Here is a 21,894-nt window from a genome sequence, read left to right as displayed (position 1 = left end):
ACGTGCCCTGACCTGCGTAAATGCGAACGTCCCCCTTCGCGTGGGTCCGGTGATGAGCCGGGGTAGGGACGTTCTCGGGGATGCCTGATCGAGACCTTCTTGTCGTGTCCGCACGACGAAGGGAGCTCGAGATGAGCGTCGCCACGCAACTAGGTCTGCACGACCCCGACAGCGACCTGCTGCACCTGGCACGGTGCAGCTGGCCCCACTGGCAACAGGCGCACCCGTCCCTGCGAGTGGTTGAGGACCTGCTCGACCTTCCCGTCTGGGTGGTGGCCCACAAGGGCACCGCGAACGAGGTCCTCTTGAGTCTGGCCGAGCTGTCTGCGGTAGATGGCTCGGACGACCCGGCAGCGTCAGCGGCCCTGGTGTGGCTCCTGCTGCCCGGAGCGTGCCTGGCCGCGCACCGGTTGCGGCGGTGGAGCGACCGGATTGACGAGGTGGTCGCCGCACAACTGTGGATCGAGGCTCGCACTACCAACTGGCGCAGCGGCTACAACGTGGCCGCCAACGTCCTGATGAACACCCGCAAAGGGGTGCTGCGCGACCTGGGGGTGCCCTCACCAGACCGAGACCGACACGACCGCTCCTGGTCCATGACCGACCTCACCGAGGACCCTGATGGTGCCGCGGCCCACCGGGGCGAAGGGGAGCCCAGCATCACCTCGGACTTCTGTTATGACCTGCTGGCCGAGGCGGTCGAGACCGGTGTGCTGAGCGGAGACGACTGCCGGTGCCTGCTGGAACTGGCGGACGCGGTCGAGGTCATCGGGGAGACCCGGGTCAACCGTGGCTCGGCGGGGCTGCTGGGAAAACGACCCACGACGGCCGTGGCAACCCAATGGGGCGTCTCCCGCGAGACCATCGCCCGCCGAGCCCGACGTGCGGTGCGCGCCCTGCGGGACGAATACGCCGGGGCCGAGAAAGTCCTGAGCGCATGAGTCTCTGGGCGCCGCGGGCCCGGCTTGAGGACCTCATGATGGCCACACCAACAGACCCCGACGAGGTCGACCACGTCCTTGCGCTAAGCCGTGCCGAGCCCGAGGTGCTCGCACAACTGGAGGCAGCCGTCGGCCGACTTCGTGCGTCCCGGGAGGCCAAGGCCGCCCTTGCCGGGCTGGACCCCGCCACCCTGCCGGGGGGTGCTGGCCCGGCGCCGGCCCCGTCACCCCGGGAGTGAACCGTCATGACGGTCGTGAGTGTGCAGGAACTGCGACGAGCGTGGCAGGCGGTGGAGGCCGGAGAGTTCCGCGCTCACCCCCGCCCCTCGCCGCAGAGCGTCAGCTCGGTGCAGCCCTGGGTCCCGTCCCACCAGGTGCTGCCAGTCCTGGGATGCCACGGCCACGCGGGCGCCACCACGGCCGCGACCGCCCTGGCCACGGCCAGCGACCAGCGGGCGCGGGTCCTGGAAACGAGCAACCGCTCGGCGACCGGCCTGGCGGCCGCGGCGAATGCCGAACTGGGACTGAGCGAGAGCGGCTGGGTCCGGAGCACGCGAGGCACCGTGGTCCTGGAACGGACCAACACCGTGGTCGCAACACCGAACGCCACACCCCACCCCGATGACAGCGGCGGCCCGTTCGAGCTGACCGTTCTCGATACCGGGTGGGAGGCCGGTGCGTTACTGGCCGCCGATTCCTGGGTGTCCGCAACGGTCCTGGAGGCGCCCGCCCTGGTGCTGGTCACCACCGCCACCGTCCCGGGGATGCGCCGACTGGAGGCGGTACTACACATGGTGGGCGACACCTCGGCCCGGGTGGTGTTGGTCACCGGACCGCGGCGTCGCCGGTGGCCGCGGGAAGTCACCCACTCAAGGGGGCCGCTGTCGCAGGCCGTCGATACCGCCGGAGCACTTCTGGAACTTCCGCACGACCCCGCCCTGGCCACCAACGGCCTCGATGACTGCCCGCTTCCCGCCGGGGTGCTGGCAACGGCCAGTCAGGTTCTCCAGCTGCTCGGGCTGGACGCAGGTTCACACCCAACGAAAGGAACAACATGAACACCCTCACCCTGATTTCCTCACAGGTTGTCTCCATGGTGCCTGCCGCAGCTGTGTGCCCTGCGGCACCCCCCGGTGCACAGACGCACGTCGACTCAATCCTCGGCTACGTCCTCTGGGGCGTCGCGATTCTCATGTTCCTCGGCGTCGTTGTCGGCATCGGTGGGCTGGTCGCCGGACGCGTGATCGGTATGCCCCACGCATCCAAGGCCGCGATCGGCGGTCTGGTCATGGTGTTCATCGCCGTCATCGCCTACTTCGTCCTGCCCAGCATCCTCGACACCATGATGGGCTCGGGATGCGTGGTGACCCCGTGATGACCAACGCGACCACCCAGGAGGGTTGGAGCCGGCGCCGCCTGCTCGCGATCCTGGCCGTGGTTGCCCTCGTGGCTGTCATGTTGCTGGTCGGGCTGGGTCTGGCGGTATGGCAAGCCTTCACGGGGGGCACCGCGGTCGCCGGACGGCCGGCCGATGATGCTGTGGCCACCCTGGGCGAGGACATATCTGATGAGGGGCAGTCGCGGGCCGCGCTTGCTGCTGCCCCGATGAGGGAGGTACCGCAGGAGGCCGCCATTAAGCCGGGTACTCCGGCTACCATCCCGGCTCAGACCATCCAGATTCCAGCGGCAACAACTGCCGGCGAAGCCGGGGTGCCGACCGGCTTTCCACACACCCCGGAGGGTGCGGTCGCTCAGCTGGCCGCGATCGACACCACGGTGCTGCCGGCCATGTCGGTCCCGTTCGCTCACGACGTGTACGAGGCGTGGTCACAGGACGGTGCCCGCCCGGCGCAGGAGTGGGCGATGACGCAGAACATCGCGGTCTTCCTGGGGTCGGCCAGGCAGATGGGCCAGGAGGCAGGAGAGGGAGTACGGGTCAGCGCCGTCCCGGTTGGGGCCCAGGTGAAAGGCACTGACGGGCAGGACTGGGTCGTGGCGTGCGTCCTGCTCGATGTGCAGGCCGTCATTGAGGACCGTGCGCAGATCGCCTACGGCCACTGCGAGGCCATGACCTGGCAGGAAGAGCGGTGGGTCATCGCCGCCGGCCCGGCCGCGGCACCAGCGCCCTCGACCTGGCCAGGAACAGAGACCGCGGTCAAGGCCGGGTGGAAGACCTGGGCCTCCGGCGAGAACCGCTAAACCACCCGAGGAGCCGACCATGATGCCGACATTCTGGATTCCCCCGTTCAACCCGTTCTCCTTCCTCGGCTCGGGCGCGGCGAAGATCGTCGCCGAGGGGTGGACCTCTCTCATGGTTGCCCTCTGGAACGCTGGCTTGTGGGTCCTGAAACTGACCCTGACCCTGAGTGACTACTTCACCCTCCCGGACTTGGCTGCAGAGGGACCGGCCGCCCAGGCCTACGCGGTCATGACGTGGATTGGGCTCAGCCTGCTGCTTATCCTGGCCATGGTCCAGTTGGGGATTTCGGTGTTGCGTCGGGACGGCAAATCACTGGCCCAGGTCCTGATCGGGGTGGGCCAGTACGTCGTGGTCTGGTCCTGCTACATCAGCCTGGCCGTGGCGATCCTGGTGGCGGTGAAAGGGATCACCAAAGCGCTGATGAACTCGATGCTCCACATCGACGCGTGGGCCCACTGGGACCCGGTCGGGGTGGTCATCCCCGAGGACCTCAGCGACGGGACGTTGGCTACCGTGCTCGGCGTCATGGGCCTGTTTCTGTGGGTCGCGGGGGTCGGCCACTTCCTGATCATGCTGGCCCGCGGTGTGGCGTTGATCGTCCTGGCCGTGACAGCACCGGTCTCGGCGGCGGGACTGTCCACCGGGTTCGGCCGCAGCTGGTTCTGGAAGGGCGTGCGCTGGTTCCTGGCCGCGGCGTTCACCCCGATCGTGGTCGTGATGGTCCTGGGCACCGGGGTGATGCTCACCGGAGGGATCCTCTGGGAGGACATGACCGATTTCCAGGCCGTCCTGGGAACGGCCTTCCCCTCGGTCATCCTCATCTGTGTTTCCTGCTTCTCGCCGCTGGTCCTGTTCAAGCTGCTGGCGTTCGTCGACCCGGGGACGAGTTCGGGTGCGGCGATGCGGGTGGGTCTGGCTGCCTCCGGTGGTGTGCAGGGTGTGCTGGGCGGAAAGGCTGAGGGCGGCACCTCAAGCGCCGCCTCGACCACCGATGCCGCGGGCCGGTCCCAGGCCGAGAAGTCGGCCGCCAGCGACACCAGCGAGCGGGCCTCCCAGGGCTTGGGCAGCCTCGTCGGCGCTGCCGGTGCCGCCCTCGGCCCGGTGGGTGCCGCTGTCGGGACAGGCCTCGGCCTGGGCCTGAGCGCCATGACGAAGGCGGGCACGGCCGGAGCTGTTGTTGGGGCCGACCTGACCAACCAGATGGGCGTCGGCCACGGCACCTACATCCCCGAGGTCGGTCACGCGCGCCGCGGGTTTGTCGACGACCCCGACGGCGGTGCTCCCGCCGGCGGCGAGGCGAACAACGCGGGCGCTCCGCCAGAAGGCGACGACGATGACGGGCGCCCGGTAGGCCCCCGTCGCGACAACACAATCCCGCGGCCCCCACCCATCTCCCCTCCGGCCCAGGCCACCCCAACCGGGCCCGTGCCACCGGCCGGCGCGGCAGGAACCGGGGGTCCCGGTGGGGGCAGTCCAACACCCCCCGCGCCCGGGGGAAGCGGCGCGGCAGCGACCGGTGCAGGAGCGGGAACGGCCGGTGCCGGGGCGGGAACGGCCGCGGCCGTCCCGCCTGTGGTGTGACGACGAACCCAACGAGACGAAAAGGAACCGGAAAATGACGATCTATTCTGACTACTCTCGCGCACGGATCGGGTGGTTCTTCGGGCTGTCCGGCTGGCAACTCGGTGCAGTGGCGCTGACCATCCTGCCGGTTTTCCTGGCGGTATCCCGGCAGTGGTGGGCCTCGGCAGGGATGCTCCTGGTGGTGTGGGCTGTGGTGACCGTCGTGACCGTCGTTCCTGTTGGTGGGCGGTCGGCCACCGGGTGGCTGATCGCGGCCGTCAAGTTCGCATTCGGCGGCCTGGCCGGCTGGACCCGGTTCCGGTCCAAGGCCGCCACCGGTCGTGCCATCGACCTCGGCGCGCCCGACCTGCCCGGTGCCCTGGAGAGCATCGAGGTCATCGAGGGACAACCGGCCGGGGCAACCTACAAACGGATTGCCCTGATCCAGAACCACGGCGCCCGGACCTGGGCAATGACCGCGAGCATCGTGCATCCTGGGCTGGGATTGACAGAAGCCGACGAACGCCAGCGTCTCGGCACCGGCCTGTCTGAGTTGCTCGACGTCGCGGTGCGCACCGAACTGGTCTCCGAGGTGATCCTGCTGGTTCGTACCGTCCCGGAGGACGGCGCCGAACGGGCCGAATGGGTGCGCCGCCACCGCACGACTGAGGGTCCCCAGGTGGCCCGTCAGATCAACGACGACCTGCAGCGTTCCCTGACCTCCGCCGCGGTCCGCACCGAGGCCTTCTTCACCTTCGTCGTCCCCGAGGGGAGGCTGGCCAAGGTCGCCAAGGAAGCCGGCGGCGGCCGCAACGGGCGAGCCCGTGCCCTGTACGGGATCAGCACCGAACTGGAGGGCCACCTGCGCGGCGGCATGGGCGTCGACACCGTCGACTGGCTCACCAGTCCGGAACTAGCCGCGGCCTGCCGCACCGGGTTCGCCCCGGCGGATCGGGCCTCGATCATCGAGGCGCTGGGCGCGCGCGACTCCGATCCGGCCGTCAACGCTGAGATCCCCTGGGCGATGGCCGGGCCATCCGGTGCCGACGTCGCACCCCGCCACTACTCCCACGACGCCTGGAACTCGGTGAGCGCCACCCTGAAACTGCCGGTCAAAGGGGCGGCGATGGGTGCCCTGGCGCCCGTGCTCTCCACCCGTGAGGAGGGCGAACGGCGCAGCTTCGCCGTCGTCTACCCAGTCGTCCCGGCCGCCCGGGCCGGGCGGCAGTCTGGCACCGCCGAGTGGTCAGCCGATATCGGGGAGGAGCTGCGGGCCAAGGCCAAGATGAAGCAGCGCACCAGGTCTCGAGACGAGGCGGAGATGGTGCGCCGCCTTGAGGAGAAGATGGCGCGAGGAAACTCGCTGGCCCAGCCCTACGCGGTGGCCACCGTCACGGTTCCGAAGACGGTTCGCGCTGCCGAGGCGGGGAGACGACTGGATGCCGCGATCCGGCGGGCCGGTTTCGCACCGCTGCGGCTGGACCTGTCCCATGACGTCGCTTTCGCTGCCTCGACCATCCCGATGGGGATCAGCCTGACCGGGGGGAAACGCTGATGGGCAGGGCAGCCACCACGCGTCCCAGCCGGCGAGGTGGGGGCCGGGATGTGTCCACGCTGCTGGCCGATTTCGGCCATGACCTGCCCTCTGTTCCCGTTTCCGCGCCCCGGGCCCGGGAGGGACGGCTGTTCCGAAACGCCTCCCCGGCCGGGGCACGGCGCCGCGGCGGCGGGTGGGCCCCGGCCCGGGCTGCCGTCGCGGCTTGGCGGATGACCAGCGACCAGGCTCCGGCTCTGTGGCCGTTGATCGCGGCTCCTGCCCTACCGTCCACGGGCGCGCAGATCGGCATCGACATGCTGGCCGGGTCGGCGTTCCACTGTGACCCGCTCGGATGGGTACTGCGCGATGAGATCCCGGTGACCAACGCGAACGTCATGTGCTTCGGCAAACCCGGCACGGGCAAGTCCGGAACCACCAAGGCGTTCTGTCTACGGATGATGGATTTCGGGTACCGGACCCTGATTCTGGGAGACACCAAGGACGAGTACGAGGCCCTGGCCCGTTACCTCGGAGTCGAGCCCATCGCCCTGGGCCCGGGGCTGGTCGCCCGAGTCAACCCGTTGGCGATCGGCCCGTTGGCGATCGGCTGGGAGAACCTGAGCCGCACTGAGGCCCAGGCCCGCGCAGCAGTCGTGTTCGGTCGTTGGCTCACCCTAGTGCGTGGCCTCGTCGGGTCCCAGCGCATCGGGGAGGCGCGGGTGCCGTTCGGCCCGAGTGATGAGGTCGTGGTCAAGACGGCCCTAGCCGCTCTCACCGGTTACGCCAGCGGTGCGACCACCCTGGTCGAGACCACCATCCCCGCCCTGTGGCACGCACTGGACAACCCCACCGACCAGCTGGTCGCTGACTGCCGCTTTGCCACGGCACGGCACTTCCTGGACCACACCCGGCTGCTGCGCGACGCCCTGGGGCAGCTGGTCGATGGTGCGTTGGCCGGGCTGTTCGATGACCACACCAACATTGACATCGACTGGACCGCGCCGATGCAGTCCCTGTCCCTGTCGAGGTTGCGGCCGTTGGGTGATGAGGCGGTGGGGATCGCCCTGACGTGCCTGAATTCTTGGGGCCGAGGCATTCGGGAGATGGCCAAACCCGGGGATCTACGCATCGTCGTGCGTGACGAGTCCTGGCTCCAGCTGCGACTAGGACCGGAAGCAGTCAAGTCCTTTGACGCTGACCTGCGACTGTCCCGTGGCGTGGCCGGGCGCGGCGGTGATATCCAGTACGCGGTTGCGCACAAACCCTCTGATTTGCTCTCGGCTGGTGACCAGGGTTCTCAGGCGCAGACCATCGCCAAGGACCTGCTGCATCTGGCGGATATCAAGATCCTGCACGGGCAGAAGGCCGGGGTGGCCGCCGAGTTGGACGCCATGCTCGGGTTGGGACCGCTGGCCCGTGAGGTCATCACCGGGTGGGCCATGCAGGGCAAGGGGCGGGCTCTGTGGCAGGTGGGGGAACGGTCCTACCAGGTGCAGACCGTCCTACATCCGGTGGAGCAGCGACTGACGTTCACCAACGAAGCCATTGAAGGCGCCCGGTAGACGTGAGCAAGACAGCCGGTCTGGCAACCGTCGTGGTCGCGGTGTTGTTCGGCGTGCCGCTGGGGTTGATCCTGGTGCTTTCAACCGTGGTGGCCCCGGCATCCGGTGAGGAATGGCGTACCCAGTATTGCGAGGGTGTGGTGCCGCCCACCGGTGGTTGGCGCCCACCCTTCCAACAGGCGTACACCGTCACCTCCGGCTTCGGGAAGCGTTACCACCCGGTCTATGAGGAATGGCGCCTGCACGCCGGGATCGACCTGGTCTCCCAGCCAGGCCCTGGGCCGGTCGTGGCGGCAGCGGCCGGACGGGTCAGCGACGTGAGCTGGTCCGACTCCGGGGGGAACCGGGTTGCCATCGAGCACGCCGGTGGCATCACCACCCGGTACCTGCACCTGGCCCAGCCCAGCGAGCTGGCCGTGGGGGCGCAGGTCCATTCCGGTCAACTGGTCGGCACCGAGGGCTCAACCGGTGCCAGCACGGGCAACCACCTGCACTTCGAGGTCAGGATCGACGGGGAGGCGGTTGACCCGGCACCGTTCATGCTCTCGCGGGGGGCACCACTGAACGGCGCCGAGGTACCACCCACCCCACCGCCTGGTGAACTCCCGGCCCCCCAGCTACCGGCGGACGGGGAAGGGGGCGTCGGGTTCGAACTGCCGCCACCGGGGGAGCCGCGCCAGGACTCCCTGGTCAACCCCCCGACCCCCATGCCGTTGGAGATTGAGGAGCTGTACCGGGCCGCGGCCGCCGAGTACAACCTGCCGTGGGCGCTGCTGGCGGGGGTCGGGATGGAAGAGACCAACCACGGTCGCAACACGGCTGAGTCCGAGGCTGGGGCCCAGGGGCTGATGCAGTTCATGCCGGCCACCTTCGCGGACTACGGCGTTGATGGCGATGGTGATGGCAAGGCCGATATCGGTAACGACGCCGACAGCATCTACTCGGCCGCGAACTATCTGGTGGCGTCCGGGGTAACGAACGGTCCCGAAGGCGTGCGGGAGGCACTGTTCGCCTACAACCACGCTCACTGGTATGTCAACGATGTCCTCTACTACGCCGCGGCGTACGGCGGCGGCATGGTCATTGCCGAGCCCATCGACTGTGGGCCGGGTGGCATCGGCAACCCCGGGATGCCGCCGATCGACGACGAACGGGTCCAGGCCATGCTCGAGTTCGCCGCGGCCCAGGTCGGCGACGACTACATTCTCGGAGCCACCGGGCCGCACGCCTGGGACTGCTCCTCCCTGGTGATGACCTCTCTGGCACAGATCGGCATCACTTCACCACGGACCGCTCAAGCCCAACGGGACTGGCTGGCCCTGGGCAATGGTTTCCAGGTGACGGCCAAGGAGGCCCAACCCGGCGACCTGATCTTCTACGACTCCTATCTGGGGCCGAACACCGTCGGTCACGTCGCTTTCGTCTGGGACCCCGAGACGATGACGACCCTGGAAGCTGCCAACCCGGCCCTGGGCGTCGGGCACTTCTCCTACGCCGAGTACCTCGACAACAACATCTTCGAGATCTGGCGCATCGGGTCGATCAAAGACGTCCCCGGAGAACCCGCACCCGGAGAACTTCTCGGCGTGAGTCTGTCCGCGGACGCCGCGGGGGCTTTAGGCCACCAACAGGACAAGCCGCCCAAGGAGAGACACCGTGCAGAGAGAGCGCAGACGCAACCCCTACCCCCTCACCTGGGAGATCCCCCTCGGCGTCCTGTGCGCCGTCGCACTGGCCTTGGTCCTCGGCGCCCACGGCGGCCGCGCGATCGCCAACCTGTTCGCCGGTGCCGGACCGACCCTGCCGCCCAGCGAAGCGCTATTCGGCAGTCTCGGCGGGCTGCTCACCGGGGACGCCGGCGCCGGACTGAACCCGCGACCGACTACCCTCGCCAGCCCCCGCGCCCTCCTCACGTGGGTGGTCCTTGCCGAGGTCTTCATGCTGACCCTATCGAGCGTGATCATCGGTCTTGCGCTGCAACGGTGGGGACCGTGGCGACTGCGGGGAATGGCGTCCAAGGCCGAAGCGATCGAGCTGCTTGGGGAGCGACGCTTGCGCAAGGGCAGAGCCATCGTCCGGCCCGACCTGTACGGCCGAGACCGACACACCACCGAGGCAACCTCATGAGGAAACCCAGTCTGGACAGCGTCACCCGTCGCGCACGGCCCTTCGATCCCCGCGACGTCGGGTGGCACCTGGGGCGCGCCCGCGAGCCACGCGGCACACAGCTGTGGGTGCCGTGGGACCGGACTGCCGGCGTCATCGGACCCCAAGGATCCGGTAAGACCCTTGACCTGCTCACCCCCGCCCTGCTCGACGCCCCAGGCGCAGCGCTGGTCACCCTCACCAAACCCGACGACCTGCTGCTGACGTTCACCGCCCGCTCACAGCAGGACCGGCCATGTGCGGTGCTGGACCCGTTCGGGCTTGTCCCCGGCCTGCCCGAACTGCTGTGGGACCCCATCGACGGGTGCGTTGATCCGATGGTCGCCGAACGCCGAGCCAAAGCCTTCACCGCCGGCACCATCAAAGGAGCGGTAGACGTCGGCACCGGGGACCAGGCCGCCCGGTTCTACGCGGCCGAGGCCGCGAAAGTCATTCAGGCCTACTTCCACGCGGCCGCCCTCACCGGTCGCGACCTCGACGACCTCCTGGCCTGGGTCGCCAACCCGTTGAACACGGCCGAGCCGGAGGAGATTCTGCGCGAGCATCCACACGCCGCGCAGTTCTGGCACGGGCTGCTCCACGGCGCCCTGCACGGCGACCACCGCACAGCCGGGAACACCATCACGACCGTGCAACAGGCCATGTCCCTGTTCTTCCAGGAGCACATCCGTCGCCGCTGCGTCCCCGGCCCCGACCGGCAACCCACCGACATCGCGCAGGTCATTGCCCAGGGCGGGACCATCTACCTCCTCGGCCGCGAAGACCCCTACGCCTCCGCCTCCCCGTTGATGACGGCGCTGGCCGAGCATGTCCTGGACACCGCCCTGGCCTCAGCCCAACACTCTCGGTGGGGTCGGCTCTGCCCACCCATGCTGGCCTGCCTCGATGAGCTGCCCTCCACCGCGCCGCTACCGACCCTGCGTACCCGCATGGCCAACGAGCGAGCCCTCGGGCTCTCCTTCATCTGGGCCGCGCAGACCCGAGCACAACTCGACGCCATCTTTGGCCAGCAGGAAGCCCGCGCAGTTCTCGGCCTGACCAACAACCTCGTCCTGTTCGGCGGTTCCAAAGACGTCCAGTTCAACCAGGAAATGAGCGATCTGGTCGGCAAGGTCCGGATCAGCCGCACCCAGTGGCACACCGGGGCACGCGGCGGCCGCAACGTCTCCGCAGAAGACATACCGATCCTCACCGGCCCAGAGATCCGACAACTCACCGAACGGCACGCCCTCGTGGTCGCCGAGAACGGTAAGCCCATCATCGCCCGACTGAACCGGTGCATCGACGGAAAAGAGGGCAAACGGCTCCTCGCCGACCAGGCCCGACTGCGCGACCAGCTGACACACCACCAGGGCATGACCATCACCGCCGAAGCCCGTACCACCGCGGCCCTGGCCGAGGCACGGCGACACAACCTGGCCCGCGACACTCTGGAGCAACGATGACAACCCATGACACCCAACCGTTAGACGTCAAGGCCGCGAAGCGGCTGCCCCTGCCCCTGGCCCTGCCCTTCCCGAGCCCCGGCAGGGGCCTGCTCACGGTCTACCGCGAACTCGACAAAGCGATAAACGGCGACGACTCCGACCGCAAAGCGTTGGGCAACCTCGACGAACTCCCGCGGCCCTGGATACCCGCCACAGTGACCACCCCGAGGCTGCGAACAGAACTATGGAAGTGGCTCGAGCAGGTCGTGGACTGGATCAACACCGAGCACGTCTGGGAGACCAGCACCACCATCCCGCCGTGCTGGGTACTGCACCCCCACCTCGTACACGAGATTCCGGTCCTGGCCGACCTGAGATACCGGGCCGGCACCGCGCTGACCAGCGATCCCCTCGAGGAGTGGCAACACTTCACCCTTCCGGCCTTCACCGACCGGTTCAAGGCACGGGTACGCACCATGTGCGAGGAGGACCACAAGGTATGGCCCGCCCGCAGCCGCTACAATCGGTACGCCAAAGACCACGCCAAACGTGTGGACGCTTTCGAGCGTGACGCCGCCCTCCTGCGCACACAGCCCACCGAGCCCGACGGAGAGACCCAGCCGCAACTGCGCCTCATCGACGGACACACCGTGGACACCACCACAGGCGAAATCCACGAGCCATAGCAGGAAGTGAGAGTCTGGTCTTCGTGCCACACGGCGTTTCAACCTGGCCAATCCATGGGCACTGGTGATCCGGCTGAAATTTTCCGCGACCCAGTTGCAAGATGCCCATGACCTGTGTGGTAATGCTGCACCGTGAAACGACTCATTGTCACCGCATTGACCGCCCCCTTTTTTCTCGCCAACTGCGGTGCAGGCGGCCTTCTGAACTTGATTCACACGGCAGCGCCCGCAAAATATTGGCCAACTGGCCGGTGTGGTGTACCCAGAGGGCGAAATTGGTAGAAGGGTTTTCGCCTGGTGGAACTTGATCCCGATTCAAGCACCGGCGCCACCTTGGCCGAACTCATGGCCCGGATCGGCCACTCCACCCCCCAGGCTGCTCTGCGTTACCAGCACGCAGCCCAAGGCCGCGACGCGCACATAGCCACTCAACTCTCTCAACTGGCGCAGAGCGAGTCGCAACCCGGGTCCGCGGCCAAACCGTGAAGCGTCGACCCGGCGCGGCGTCGCACGAGATTCCCTGGGCGGCCCGCCTGGGGCCCAGACGTACCTCATACGTCACGGTCGACGCAGGTGGACCTGAAGGTCATGAGTGGCATGGGATGGAGTTCAATCAAGGTATAGGTACGCACTTCAACAGCCAACAGGTGCCCGGAGTCGGCCGCACCCTTGATCTGGTTTGAACTATCACCAGGGCCTACTCCCACGATCTGGGCCTTCAGGACCTAGATTGAGGTGCTGAGAACCGTTGCGGCGAGAGCGGACTGCCGAAGTGACGAGGACTTCCTCGGGCTGAGGGCGCATCTCATAATGAGTTCGGGACCTTCGCGATTCTCACCCAGCGGCGCGTCGTGCGAGCGGACCGAGATCGACGGGCGAGGTCGGCACTTTGGCGTCTTTATCGCCATCATGGAGGACGCAAGGACGCTGCATGGTGGCTGCTCAGACCTGACGCGGCTCAGGGCGTCAGGCATGGTCGGCGACAACTTCTTCGCTGTGCTCGTGGACGCAGCAGTGGTCTTTTTACTCGGTCAGATCACCGAGGCCTTCTTCAAGATCGGCTGGCGGCAACACCGGCGCAACGTCTGAGGGCCGAGGATTCGCGAGTCCCGATGGTGGTCAGAGCTACGCGGAGGGTCTCGAGTTCGTCCTGGCGCATGCCGTGGGCCAGGAAGTAGGTGCGCGCACCGCCATACTGCTCGTCGAGGTGGCCGAGCAGCCCGGCCATGACCGGCGCTGGGCTTGTGGTGACGATGGCTCGGATGTCCTCCTCGCCGATGGTCCAGTCGCTGACTCCTGCCAACATGCGCGTGCTCCACTCACCGGCCAGGTTATGCTCGGTCGCGGCGTAGTCCTCGACAACCGCATCCCGTTCCACGCCGACCGCCTCCAGGGCGAGGGCTACCAAGACGCCCGTGCGGTCCTTCCCCGCCGTGCAATGCACTAAGACTGGGCCCTCAGCGCCGGCCATGGCGCGCAGCGCGGCGGTCAGGTGCTTGCCTCGCCGCTCGATCATCAGGCGGTAGAGCGTTTCCAGCGAATGGCTCCGGTGGGTCTCCGTCTGGGGAGCGGCTGCCTTGAGGATCGGGTGGTGCTGTACGTCCATCCCCAGGCCATCTACCGCACTCGCGTTCACCGCGCGTTCAGGGCTGCTGCGGAGGTCCAGGATCCGACGCAGGCCCAGGGCAGCGAGGGCCTTCCGTCCGGCCTCAGTCAGTCCGGCAAGTGCGTCTGAGCGATAGAGCGCGCCAGCCCGGGTCATTCCACCTCCGGTCACGGGGTAGCCACCGACCTCGCGGAAGTTGTAGGTGCCCTCGATCGGCAGCGGCGCGGAGGGGATTGGGTGGGCGATCATAGTCCGTGCGACTCCTTCGCGATGAGGACATTGGCGGCAGGGTCGTTGGTGGCGACACCCATCATGGTGAGGGCCAACTCGGCATAGCGGCGGGCAACTGAGCGACCGTTCCCGCGGTCAGAACCAGCTCGGCGTCGGGGTGCGCATGGTCGGAGATCGCCCGTCCGACCGTGTGCGGGTCCGAGCAACTGAGCCCGGCGCCCAGACACCAGTCTGCCTGCTTGACCACTATCTTAGGCCAGGGCAAGCACCACTGCGATCGAGGACGGGTGCGCGTCGTCCCCGACAGCCGATGGCGCTGACCGCATTTGACTCGGCTATCGGTCACCGCCATACTTACGGACGATCGTTCGTCGGAAAGGGGGATCAGTGACCACCACGAACAACGCCCGCGGCCGCCGCGAGAGCGGCACCCAGAACATGATCGTGGAAACCGCCTGCCGTCTGTTTGGTGAAGTCGGCTATGAGGGCACCTCCATGCGCGACTTGGCACGCGCGGTCGGGATCCAGCCTGCGAGTATCTACAGTCATTATAAGTCGAAGGAAGAACTCCTATGGGAGATCTACCAGGAGGCGATGGGCACGCTAGACCGTATGCAGACCGATGGTAACGACGATAACCAGGCACTTGAAGAACGAATCCTCAAGTATGTGCAAATTCACGCCGAATTCCATGCCGAGCATCATCGGCATGCCCACATCTCGAACACGCAGATGGCGAGTCTTTCTCCCATTCACTACAACGTAGCTAACGAGTGGCGGAACGATTATGAGTTGCGGTTCCGTCGACTCCTCGAGCAGGCCCTTGACGAGGGTCTCACTGACATCGATAACCCCCGGTTGTATTCGTACGCCATTCTCCAAATGGGAATGTCGATCGCTTCCTGGTTTAGGCCGGAAGGGCCCATTAGCGTCGCTGAGATCGGTGCCGCCTACGCCAGCATGGCTGCACGTCTGCTGGGCTTGAAACCTCTGGAGGCAGCTCCTCGTGAGCAATTGAGGAATCTTTGAGTGGCGGTCGACCGCCCCTCGATCTGAGGTTCACCCCGGCCAGCTGCGCGGCCGAGTGCAGACTCTCGGTGGCGGCAACGACTCAAGGATTTCGATGATCTTCCATGTTCGACTTCTTCATACGTCCTCCGGTGGAACCTGCTCGGCGGTGGTCGAAGACCTCGAGCGCATCCCCGGGGGCGGCTCAGGTTGGGACCGACACACCGGTCCCATGGCCACGGACAGGGAGGTCACCTGCACCTCAGCAGGTAGGACGTGTTCGCCTACCGGAGGTTGGGCTGGGCGCTAGCATTCACGGCCTACGGCCGCCGGTCTACAGCGCCGCGACCAATTTCTAGGGGCGCCAGGCGGGATCCATCGAGGGACGCTCAGGTTCGTTCCGCTCGTGGAATGCGCTAGGGAATCATTGATTTTCTAGCTCGGTCGGGGACCATGTGGCGTCGTGAGGGAGGGTGACTGGTTGGAGAGGATGGGGCATGCGTAGCGAGCAGCCTTCGTTCACTGACATTGAGTACGGCAACCGTCGGCGGGTCTTGCGCCGGGAGAAGTTCTTGGAGTCGATGGACGCGGTCATCCCGTGGGCACGGTGGGTGGCGTTGATCGAGCCGCACTATTACGCCGACCGGCCGGGGAAGAAGGGGCGCAAGGCCAAGCCGGTGGAGACGATGCTGCGGATGTACCTGCTGCAGGCGTGGTTCTCGCTGTCGGATGAGGGCGTGGAGGAGGCGATCTACGACTCGTACGCGATGCGGAAGTTCATGGCTTTGGACTTCGCCTTCGAGCAGGTCCCGGACGCGACCACGTTGCTGCACTTCCGGCACCTGCTGGAGGAGCACGACCTGGGCGCGAAGCTGTTTGCCGATCAGAACGAGATCTTCGACGCTCAGGGGTGGGTCATGCGGGGCGGGTCGATCGTGGATGCCACGATCATCGCCGCACCGTCTTCGACGAAGAACGCGACCGGTACGCGGGACCCGCAGATGCACCAGACGAAGAAAGGCAACCAGTGGTACTTCGGCATGAAGGCCCACATCGGTGTCGACGCCGGCACCGGGTACGTCCACTCGGTCACTGCGACGGCCGCGAACGTGCATGACCTGGACGAGACGGTGCGCCTGCTACGGCCCGATGACCAGGTGGTGTACACCGATGCTGGCTACCAGGGCATCGCGAACCGTCCGGAGATCACCGAGGACGAGCGCTTGTCGAAGGTCGAGTTCCGGGTCGCGGCACGCAAAGGGGTGCTCAAGGCGATGCCCGAACCGGACCGGGCGCCCCAGTCAGTTCAGGCCGGGGTGCGGGCCAAGGTCGAGCACCCGTTCCTGGTCATCAAACGAGACTTCGGGTTCACCAAGACCCGATACCGCGGCATCGCCAAGAACCTCAACCACCTGAACGTGCTGTTCGCCTCAGCGAATTGGCTGATGCGCGCCCGTGCTGTCGCCCTGACCGGGTGAAGGCCCAGGCGCCAGCCTGCCGGGAATCCGCCCACCAGCCCCGAAACCGGGGCCAGAGGGCAGGAAAACAGGCCCCTCCCCAGCCCGCTGAGCAACTCCCAGACCACGACAGGCCCTTCACGGCCAGAATCGCGACTTGATCAGCGCTTCCCTAGGACCTTCCTTCCTTCGCCGCACTGCGCAGTCCGCAACACCCACTGCCGACATGTCGGGCCCCACTGTTCGTGGCACACCAAGCTGGTCATCGCTCGCGGCCCTGAGCTCGCGGTTTCACTTTCAGCAGTGGTTTGACTTGACACAGCCGGTGCGAGGTGGTGTCCTCTACATACGAACGCCCGTTAGGAGATTGGTGAGATGAGTAGACAACACCATGGCAAGTGGGCCCTGGCCACGACGTGCGCCGCATCCGTCCTGCTGACAGCATGCGGCTCGGGAGGCGAGACGAGCAGTGGCAACGGAGATAGTGAGGAGGCCTCCGAGCCAGTTTCGCTGCAGTACGCCAGCGGCATCGCCGCGCAGTCCTCGATTGGGCAAGGACTCCAGTTCTGGGTGGATGAGGCGGTGAGCGACAGTGACGGGTCTGTGGAGATCGAAATGTTTGAAGGGGGATCCTTGCTGTCCATACAAGACACCCTTGATGGGGTCAAGGACGGCCGCGCAGACCTGGGGTACATCACCGACGGTTACGTGGCAGACCAACTACCACTTTGGACAGTGGCTGACATCCCGTTCGTGAGTGACGATCCAGGCGCGGCCATCCGTGCCTTCGACGACCTTTACGAGTCGAACGAGGACTTCCGCGCCGAGTTTGAGGCCCAAGGCGTGCACGTCCTCCACTTCATCCCTGTCGGTCCCGCCTCAACCGGTACGGCGGACCCGCTAGATGAGCCTCAGGACTACGAGGGCCTCACGATCCGCGGTGTCGGACGCGTGGCTGAGGCCGAGCAGTTGCTTGGTGCCGAACTTGTTTTCCTGCCATTGGACCAAGTCCACGACGCGCTGCAGCGGAACCTAGTCGACGGCTGGTCGGGAATTCTCTTCGACCTCACCATCGACCTCGGTTTTCATGAACTACGCAACAACATCACAGATACGGGTGTGGGACTTTATGCATCCTCAGCCACGGTGATTAACCTCGACCGCTGGAATTCGTTGTCTGCGGTGCAGCAAACCGCTCTGGAGGAGCAGGCGGACGCCTATTACGAAGAGGCCATGTCATTACTAACAATGAATGAAGCGTCCGCTTGTGAACGCGCACAAGAATCGGGAGTCAATGTCACGGCCTTCTCGGACGACGAAGTGAGCGAATGGAAGGACATCGCTCAGCAGAAGGTGATCGATGGCTGGAAGGCCGACGTGGAGGCTGCCGGGACAACCGCTGAAACTGCCCAAGCGTTCTACGACGAGTACGTTGCGGCAGTTGAGCAGTACGCAGCAGACAGCGATTACGTCAGCGGCATGCAGCAGTGTGCGTCAGGGTCATGACTCAAAACAGTGACACCCACGACGGCGTGACGCCGAACTCAGGAACAGTGCTGTCCGGCTTACTGCGTGAGCAGGCCAGGAAGCGCACAAACGCCGAGTACGTACGGTTCCTGGGCGGGCGTGCCGCCACCTTCGGTGAAACCGACTCCGAGGTGGACGCCCTGGCTGCCTGGTTGACAAAACGAGAAGTTCGTAGCGGTGATCGAGTGGCTATTCTGTTGCCCAATCGCTTTGAATTCCTTGTCACGTGGTTCGCTACCAATAGGCTAGGCGCAATCGAGGTGCCCCTCAACGTCTACCTGCGCGGAGCTGCCCTAGCCCATCAACTGACTCTCACCACGCCCCGGGTGCTAGTAACTGACTTGGCGGGCTGGCAAGCTGTCCTCGCGGCTGGTACAGAATTTCCGCCGACAGACGTCTTGCTAGTGGACGAGGGCGGCCCAAGTAACACGATGGCATACGCTGAGGCGGTGGCCTGGGGTCGTAACCAGGGCCAGCGTCAAGAACAGTCTTCATTTAGCGAAACAGCCGCGATCCTTTTCACTTCGGGCACCACCGGGCGGCCCAAGGGTGTGATGGCCAGCCACCAGTACATCCGTACCACTGCCGAGAACTGGGTCCGCCATACCGAGTGCACGTCAACGGACACCCTGTTCAACCCTCTGCCACTGTTCCATGTGAACGCACAGTTTCTGACCGCGATACCACCCTTGATCACGGGATGTCGAGCCGTCCTTGCATCCACGTTCAGCGCCAGCGCGTTCTGGTCGCAAGTAAGCGACAACGACGTCACCATTTTCAATTATCACTCCTCCGTGCTGGCGATTCTGCTGCGGACCTGGCCAAGTACGGTGCCGCAACACTCTTTACGGCTGGGCATGGGCGCCGGCGCTGCCGAACGCGACTGGTTGGAGTTTGAAGAAAGGACCGGGGTCCCGCTGGTTGAGGCCTACGGACTCACGGAATGCGCCACGGTTACCGCGATGGATCTTCGGACCCGACGGCCTGGTTCGTGTGGACTCCCAGTTAACGGTTACGACGTCCGTGTCGTCGACGAGAACGACGCCGAACTTCCGGCGGGCGAAGTGGGACAGATCGTTGTCAGGCCCAGATCCGCGTTCCTCGGATTCTCCGGCTACTGGGGGGACCCTTCCGCGACCGTCAAAGCCTGCCGCAACTTCTGGTTCCACACCGGTGATCTGGGTTCGATGGACGGAGACGATTACCTCAGATTCGTGGACCGACGCTCTGACGCCATCCGTCGGCGTGGAGAGAATATCTCCAGCACCGAAGTCGAGGCCGCGGTCCGCGAGTACCCAGGAGTCGTGGACTGTGCAGTCGTCGCGGTGCCTTCGGAGTTGGGTGAGGACGAGGTAATGGTAGTCGTCGAGCACCATAGGGGTGGTGCGCCTCGGCCAGCCGAACTCCTGAGGTATCTGTATCCGCGGCTCCCCTACTTCGCAGTGCCGCGGTATATCTTGACCACCGAGGATTTGCCCCGCAACGCCTCACGACGCGTGCTCAAAGCGGGCCTCCGTAGCGCGAAGGTCCGAGCCGCCGCGTGGGACGGCGGCGCAGTCCTTGCCGAGATGGAGCAAACAGTCGGTCGTCGGTGACCCGATGCCAGAGAAAGAGAGAGTCTTGGTGCTTAAGCCGTCTGAGTTCAGTTTCCTTGATATCGAGATCCAGGGTTCGGTCGCTGTTGCCTCCTTTAATCGACCAGACAAGCTCAATGCTTGCGCCGAGGCTGACCACGAGGAGCTTGCGCGCTTTCTGCGTAACCTACAACTCGACCCGAATTTGAATGTCGCTGTTGTCACGGGCAAGGGACGAGCGTTCTCCGTGGGGGGTGACATCGACCTTATCGAGCGGATGAACACTGGACCCGAGGAGGACCTCACGCAACTACTCGACGAGGCGAGCGACATGATCCACGCCCATATCCAACTGACCAAGCCAGTGGTAGCGGCGGTAAACGGTGTCGCGATGGGCGCTGGGGCGGCATTCGGTTTGATGTGTGACTTCATTATCATGGAGGAGCACGCCCGCATCGCGGACGGCCACATTCGCGCAGCGCTAGCTGCCGGTGACGGTGGAGTGATCGCATGGCCGCTATCAGTCGGCCTGATCCGCGCGAAGAGGTTCCTGTTGACCGGCGACTGGATTGCAGCTGAGGATGCGTTGGCCGCGGGCTTGGTCACTGAGGTAGTGCCGACCGGGAGATCTCTGGAGTGCGCGCTGGAGATCGCGCACAGGCTGGCGGACGGCCCCCAACTCGCGATTCGCACGACCAAGAAGGCGCTCAACCAGTGGATGCATGTCGGTGTGACCGCATTCGAACAGTCTGTGATGGCCGAGGGCCTCACGATGCGGTCGGAGGCCACGCTAGCTGCCGTACATCGGTTGCGGGCTGAGGGACGCGGTGCTATCGCTCCCGAGGAACAGCGATGACACGCAGTTCCGGGGCGCCGAAGCCCTCGCCCTCCGAGAGCGAAATTGTGCAGCTTTTGCTCCGACGCGCCACAGAAAACCCGCTCGGCTCGGCTGTGCTGTCCCAAGCCGGAAGGCTCACTTGGGGTGAACTGCACCAACGCGCCGAGCAGGTATCCAAGGCCATCGACGTGGCCGCAGCACGTTCAGGCCCAGTTCTGTTGGTGGGTTCCAATAGTGTCGGCTATCTAGTCGCCTTCTATGGAATCCGAATGTCCGGCCGGCTCGTGGTGCCAGCCGCAGCAGCCACGCCCACGGCCCAGCTCAACCGCATGGCTGACTTTGTCGGCGTTGACCTCGCCGTCGTCGTGCTGGATGAGGACGGGGCAATGCAACGGGCCAGCGAATGCGAGACCGTTGTCGCTGCAGTGCTGCACCTGACGCGCGAAGGTCAGGTCGCTCATGTCTGCCGGGCCGGTTCCCAGACGCGGACGCAGGTCCCAGTCCCCGCTCAGGCCGCATTGGTCGGCTTCACTTCGGGCAGCACGGGGCAACCCAAGGCCGTGGTACACGCAGAAGCCTCACTGATGCACGGCGCCAGGTGCTATTACCGTGACGTGATGCACGGTCGGCCCGACCCGATCATGGCAACCCTCCCGTTGAGTCACGCAGGCGCGGTCACGGTCACCATGCTGACGGCCTTGGTAGCGGGTTCCCCCCTGGTCGCACTGGACCGCTTCTCCGCCGAGTCCTTCGAGGCCTCGGCAGCACTCGCGCCGGCGCAGGTCGTTATGCTCGTGCCAACCATGGTCGAGTTGATCGATCGTGCCAACCTCCGACTTCAGTCGGAAAGTCGGCCACGCGTCGTAGTGATATCAGGGGCGCCGATACACGCCGGAGTCGTCGAGCGCGCTCACGAAGTTACTGGCGCCGAGGTCCGTGCCGGCCTGGGAATGTCGGAATGCCCAGGCACGGTTCTGCTTTCGCCTGAAGGAATGGATCTTCCGAGTCTCACTCAAATTTTGGGTGCCGCCTCGAAGGGCTACGCGGCGACTACACGCCCATTAAGTTCGAAAGATAGGGACTCGCCGTTAGAACTGCTAGTCCAGGCTGATGTCCCTGCGCTTGGCTACCTCCTAGAGAACGGAGAAATGTCGTCCATCGGCGACAATGAGGGCTGGATTTCGAGTGGCGACCTAGTGTATCCGACAAGAGACGGCGTCTACAGGTTGCGCGGACGCATCAAAGACGTCTACATCCGGGGTGGATTCAACGTGTTTCCTGCTGAGGTCGAGGCTGTCTTGCTGCGCTATCCAGGGGTAACGCAGGGAGTCGTGGTCGGGGTTCCAGATCCGGTGCTTGGCGAGCGTGGTCATGCCTGGCTGCGTGCCGATGACCCCGCGACCTTCGATGTCGAGTCGTTGCGCCGCTTCTTAACCGAACAGTTGCCGATGTACAAGAACCCCGACGAAATCTCAGTGGTCAAAGAACTCCCGACGAACTCAACAGGGAAGATCGACAGGCGGGTCCTCGCGGAAGCGGCGGTCTCGAGGGCCTTAGGGGTGACGTTGTGA

At 65.7% G+C, this 21,894-nt stretch carries 18 protein-coding genes; 17 read left to right on the top strand and 1 reads right to left on the bottom strand.

Translation table 11 applies throughout. The features are described from left to right. Positions 1-131: 131 nt before the first annotated feature. The 11 genes from DPQ65_RS00185 to DPQ65_RS00130 all read left to right on the top strand — a co-directional run bounded on the left by DPQ65_RS00185 (position 132) and on the right by DPQ65_RS00130 (position 13,171). Positions 132-941, top strand: a complete 810-nt coding sequence (locus tag DPQ65_RS00185) for a hypothetical protein (RefSeq protein WP_114905372.1) — start codon at positions 132-134, stop codon at positions 939-941. Continuing rightward, complete coding sequence (locus DPQ65_RS00180; RefSeq protein ID WP_162801923.1) at positions 938-1,180, top strand: hypothetical protein; 243 nt, start codon at positions 938-940, stop codon at positions 1,178-1,180. Before DPQ65_RS00185 ends, DPQ65_RS00180 begins: the two co-directional genes overlap by 4 nt. A 6-nt stretch (positions 1,181-1,186) precedes the next feature. Beyond that, the gene (locus DPQ65_RS00175; RefSeq protein ID WP_114905370.1) at positions 1,187-1,999 is read left to right on the top strand and encodes a hypothetical protein; all 813 of its coding nucleotides are present in this window, start codon (positions 1,187-1,189) and stop codon (positions 1,997-1,999) included. Beyond that, on the top strand, positions 1,996-2,316 hold the full coding sequence (locus DPQ65_RS00170; RefSeq protein WP_114905369.1) for a hypothetical protein: 321 nt from the start codon (positions 1,996-1,998) through the stop codon (positions 2,314-2,316). Before DPQ65_RS00175 ends, DPQ65_RS00170 begins: the two co-directional genes overlap by 4 nt. Then, the gene (locus tag DPQ65_RS00165; protein WP_162801922.1) at positions 2,316-3,140 is read left to right on the top strand and encodes a hypothetical protein; all 825 of its coding nucleotides are present in this window, start codon (positions 2,316-2,318) and stop codon (positions 3,138-3,140) included. Before DPQ65_RS00170 ends, DPQ65_RS00165 begins: the two co-directional genes overlap by 1 nt. Positions 3,141-3,159: 19 nt before the next feature. Beyond that, on the top strand, positions 3,160-4,722 hold the full coding sequence (locus DPQ65_RS00160; RefSeq protein ID WP_114905367.1) for a hypothetical protein: 1,563 nt from the start codon (positions 3,160-3,162) through the stop codon (positions 4,720-4,722). A 34-nt stretch (positions 4,723-4,756) separates the two neighbouring features. Then, the gene (locus tag DPQ65_RS00155) at positions 4,757-6,259 is read left to right on the top strand and encodes an SCO6880 family protein (RefSeq protein WP_114905366.1); all 1,503 of its coding nucleotides are present in this window, start codon (positions 4,757-4,759) and stop codon (positions 6,257-6,259) included. A gap of 50 nt (positions 6,260-6,309) precedes the next feature. Next, on the top strand, positions 6,310-7,803 hold the full coding sequence (locus DPQ65_RS00150; protein WP_238146581.1) for an ATP-binding protein: 1,494 nt from the start codon (positions 6,310-6,312) through the stop codon (positions 7,801-7,803). A 2-nt stretch (positions 7,804-7,805) separates the two neighbouring features. Further along, entirely contained in the window at positions 7,806-11,414 is a 3,609-nt protein-coding gene (locus tag DPQ65_RS00145; protein WP_114905364.1) for a peptidoglycan DD-metalloendopeptidase family protein, read from the top strand. Then, a complete protein-coding gene (locus tag DPQ65_RS00140) occupies positions 11,411-12,082 on the top strand; it encodes a hypothetical protein (protein ID WP_114905363.1) in 672 nt (223 codons plus the stop codon). Before DPQ65_RS00145 ends, DPQ65_RS00140 begins: the two co-directional genes overlap by 4 nt. Positions 12,083-12,892: 810 nt before the next feature. Then, positions 12,893-13,171, top strand: coding sequence for a hypothetical protein (locus DPQ65_RS00130; RefSeq protein ID WP_162801921.1), 279 nt, complete (start codon positions 12,893-12,895; stop codon positions 13,169-13,171). Here the strand turns inward: DPQ65_RS00130 and DPQ65_RS00125 are convergent. Further along, on the bottom strand, positions 13,134-13,937 hold the full coding sequence (locus DPQ65_RS00125; protein ID WP_114905360.1) for a tyrosine-protein phosphatase: 804 nt from the start codon (positions 13,935-13,937) through the stop codon (positions 13,134-13,136). The two genes, DPQ65_RS00130 and DPQ65_RS00125, sit on opposite strands and share 38 nt — an antisense overlap. A gap of 369 nt (positions 13,938-14,306) precedes the next feature. Between DPQ65_RS00125 and DPQ65_RS00120 the strand changes: the two genes are divergently transcribed. The 6 genes from DPQ65_RS00120 to DPQ65_RS00095 all read left to right on the top strand — a co-directional run bounded on the left by DPQ65_RS00120 (position 14,307) and on the right by DPQ65_RS00095 (position 21,894). Continuing rightward, entirely contained in the window at positions 14,307-14,948 is a 642-nt protein-coding gene (locus DPQ65_RS00120; protein ID WP_114905359.1) for a TetR/AcrR family transcriptional regulator, read from the top strand. 476 nt (positions 14,949-15,424) lie between these two features. Further along, positions 15,425-16,405, top strand: coding sequence for an IS5 family transposase (locus DPQ65_RS00115; RefSeq protein ID WP_114905358.1), 981 nt, complete (start codon positions 15,425-15,427; stop codon positions 16,403-16,405). A gap of 354 nt (positions 16,406-16,759) precedes the next feature. Beyond that, positions 16,760-17,890: a TRAP transporter substrate-binding protein DctP gene (gene dctP / locus DPQ65_RS00110; RefSeq protein WP_114905357.1), complete on the top strand. Its 1,131-nt coding sequence runs from the start codon at positions 16,760-16,762 to the stop codon at positions 17,888-17,890. 26 nt (positions 17,891-17,916) lie between these two features. Next, the gene (locus DPQ65_RS00105; protein WP_162801920.1) at positions 17,917-19,506 is read left to right on the top strand and encodes an AMP-binding protein; all 1,590 of its coding nucleotides are present in this window, start codon (positions 17,917-17,919) and stop codon (positions 19,504-19,506) included. A gap of 4 nt (positions 19,507-19,510) precedes the next feature. Further along, entirely contained in the window at positions 19,511-20,341 is an 831-nt protein-coding gene (locus tag DPQ65_RS00100; RefSeq protein ID WP_114905355.1) for an enoyl-CoA hydratase-related protein, read from the top strand. Then, entirely contained in the window at positions 20,338-21,894 is a 1,557-nt protein-coding gene (locus DPQ65_RS00095) for a class I adenylate-forming enzyme family protein (protein ID WP_114905354.1), read from the top strand. The genes DPQ65_RS00100 and DPQ65_RS00095 overlap by 4 nt, the downstream gene beginning before the upstream one ends.

It is taken from the genome of Ornithinimicrobium murale (genome assembly GCF_003352835.1).
GTDB classification, from domain to species: Bacteria; Actinomycetota; Actinomycetes; order Actinomycetales; family Dermatophilaceae; genus Ornithinicoccus; species Ornithinicoccus muralis.
Note: the sequence above shows the minus strand (reverse complement) of the source record. Positions and strands in the feature narration are given on the sequence as shown.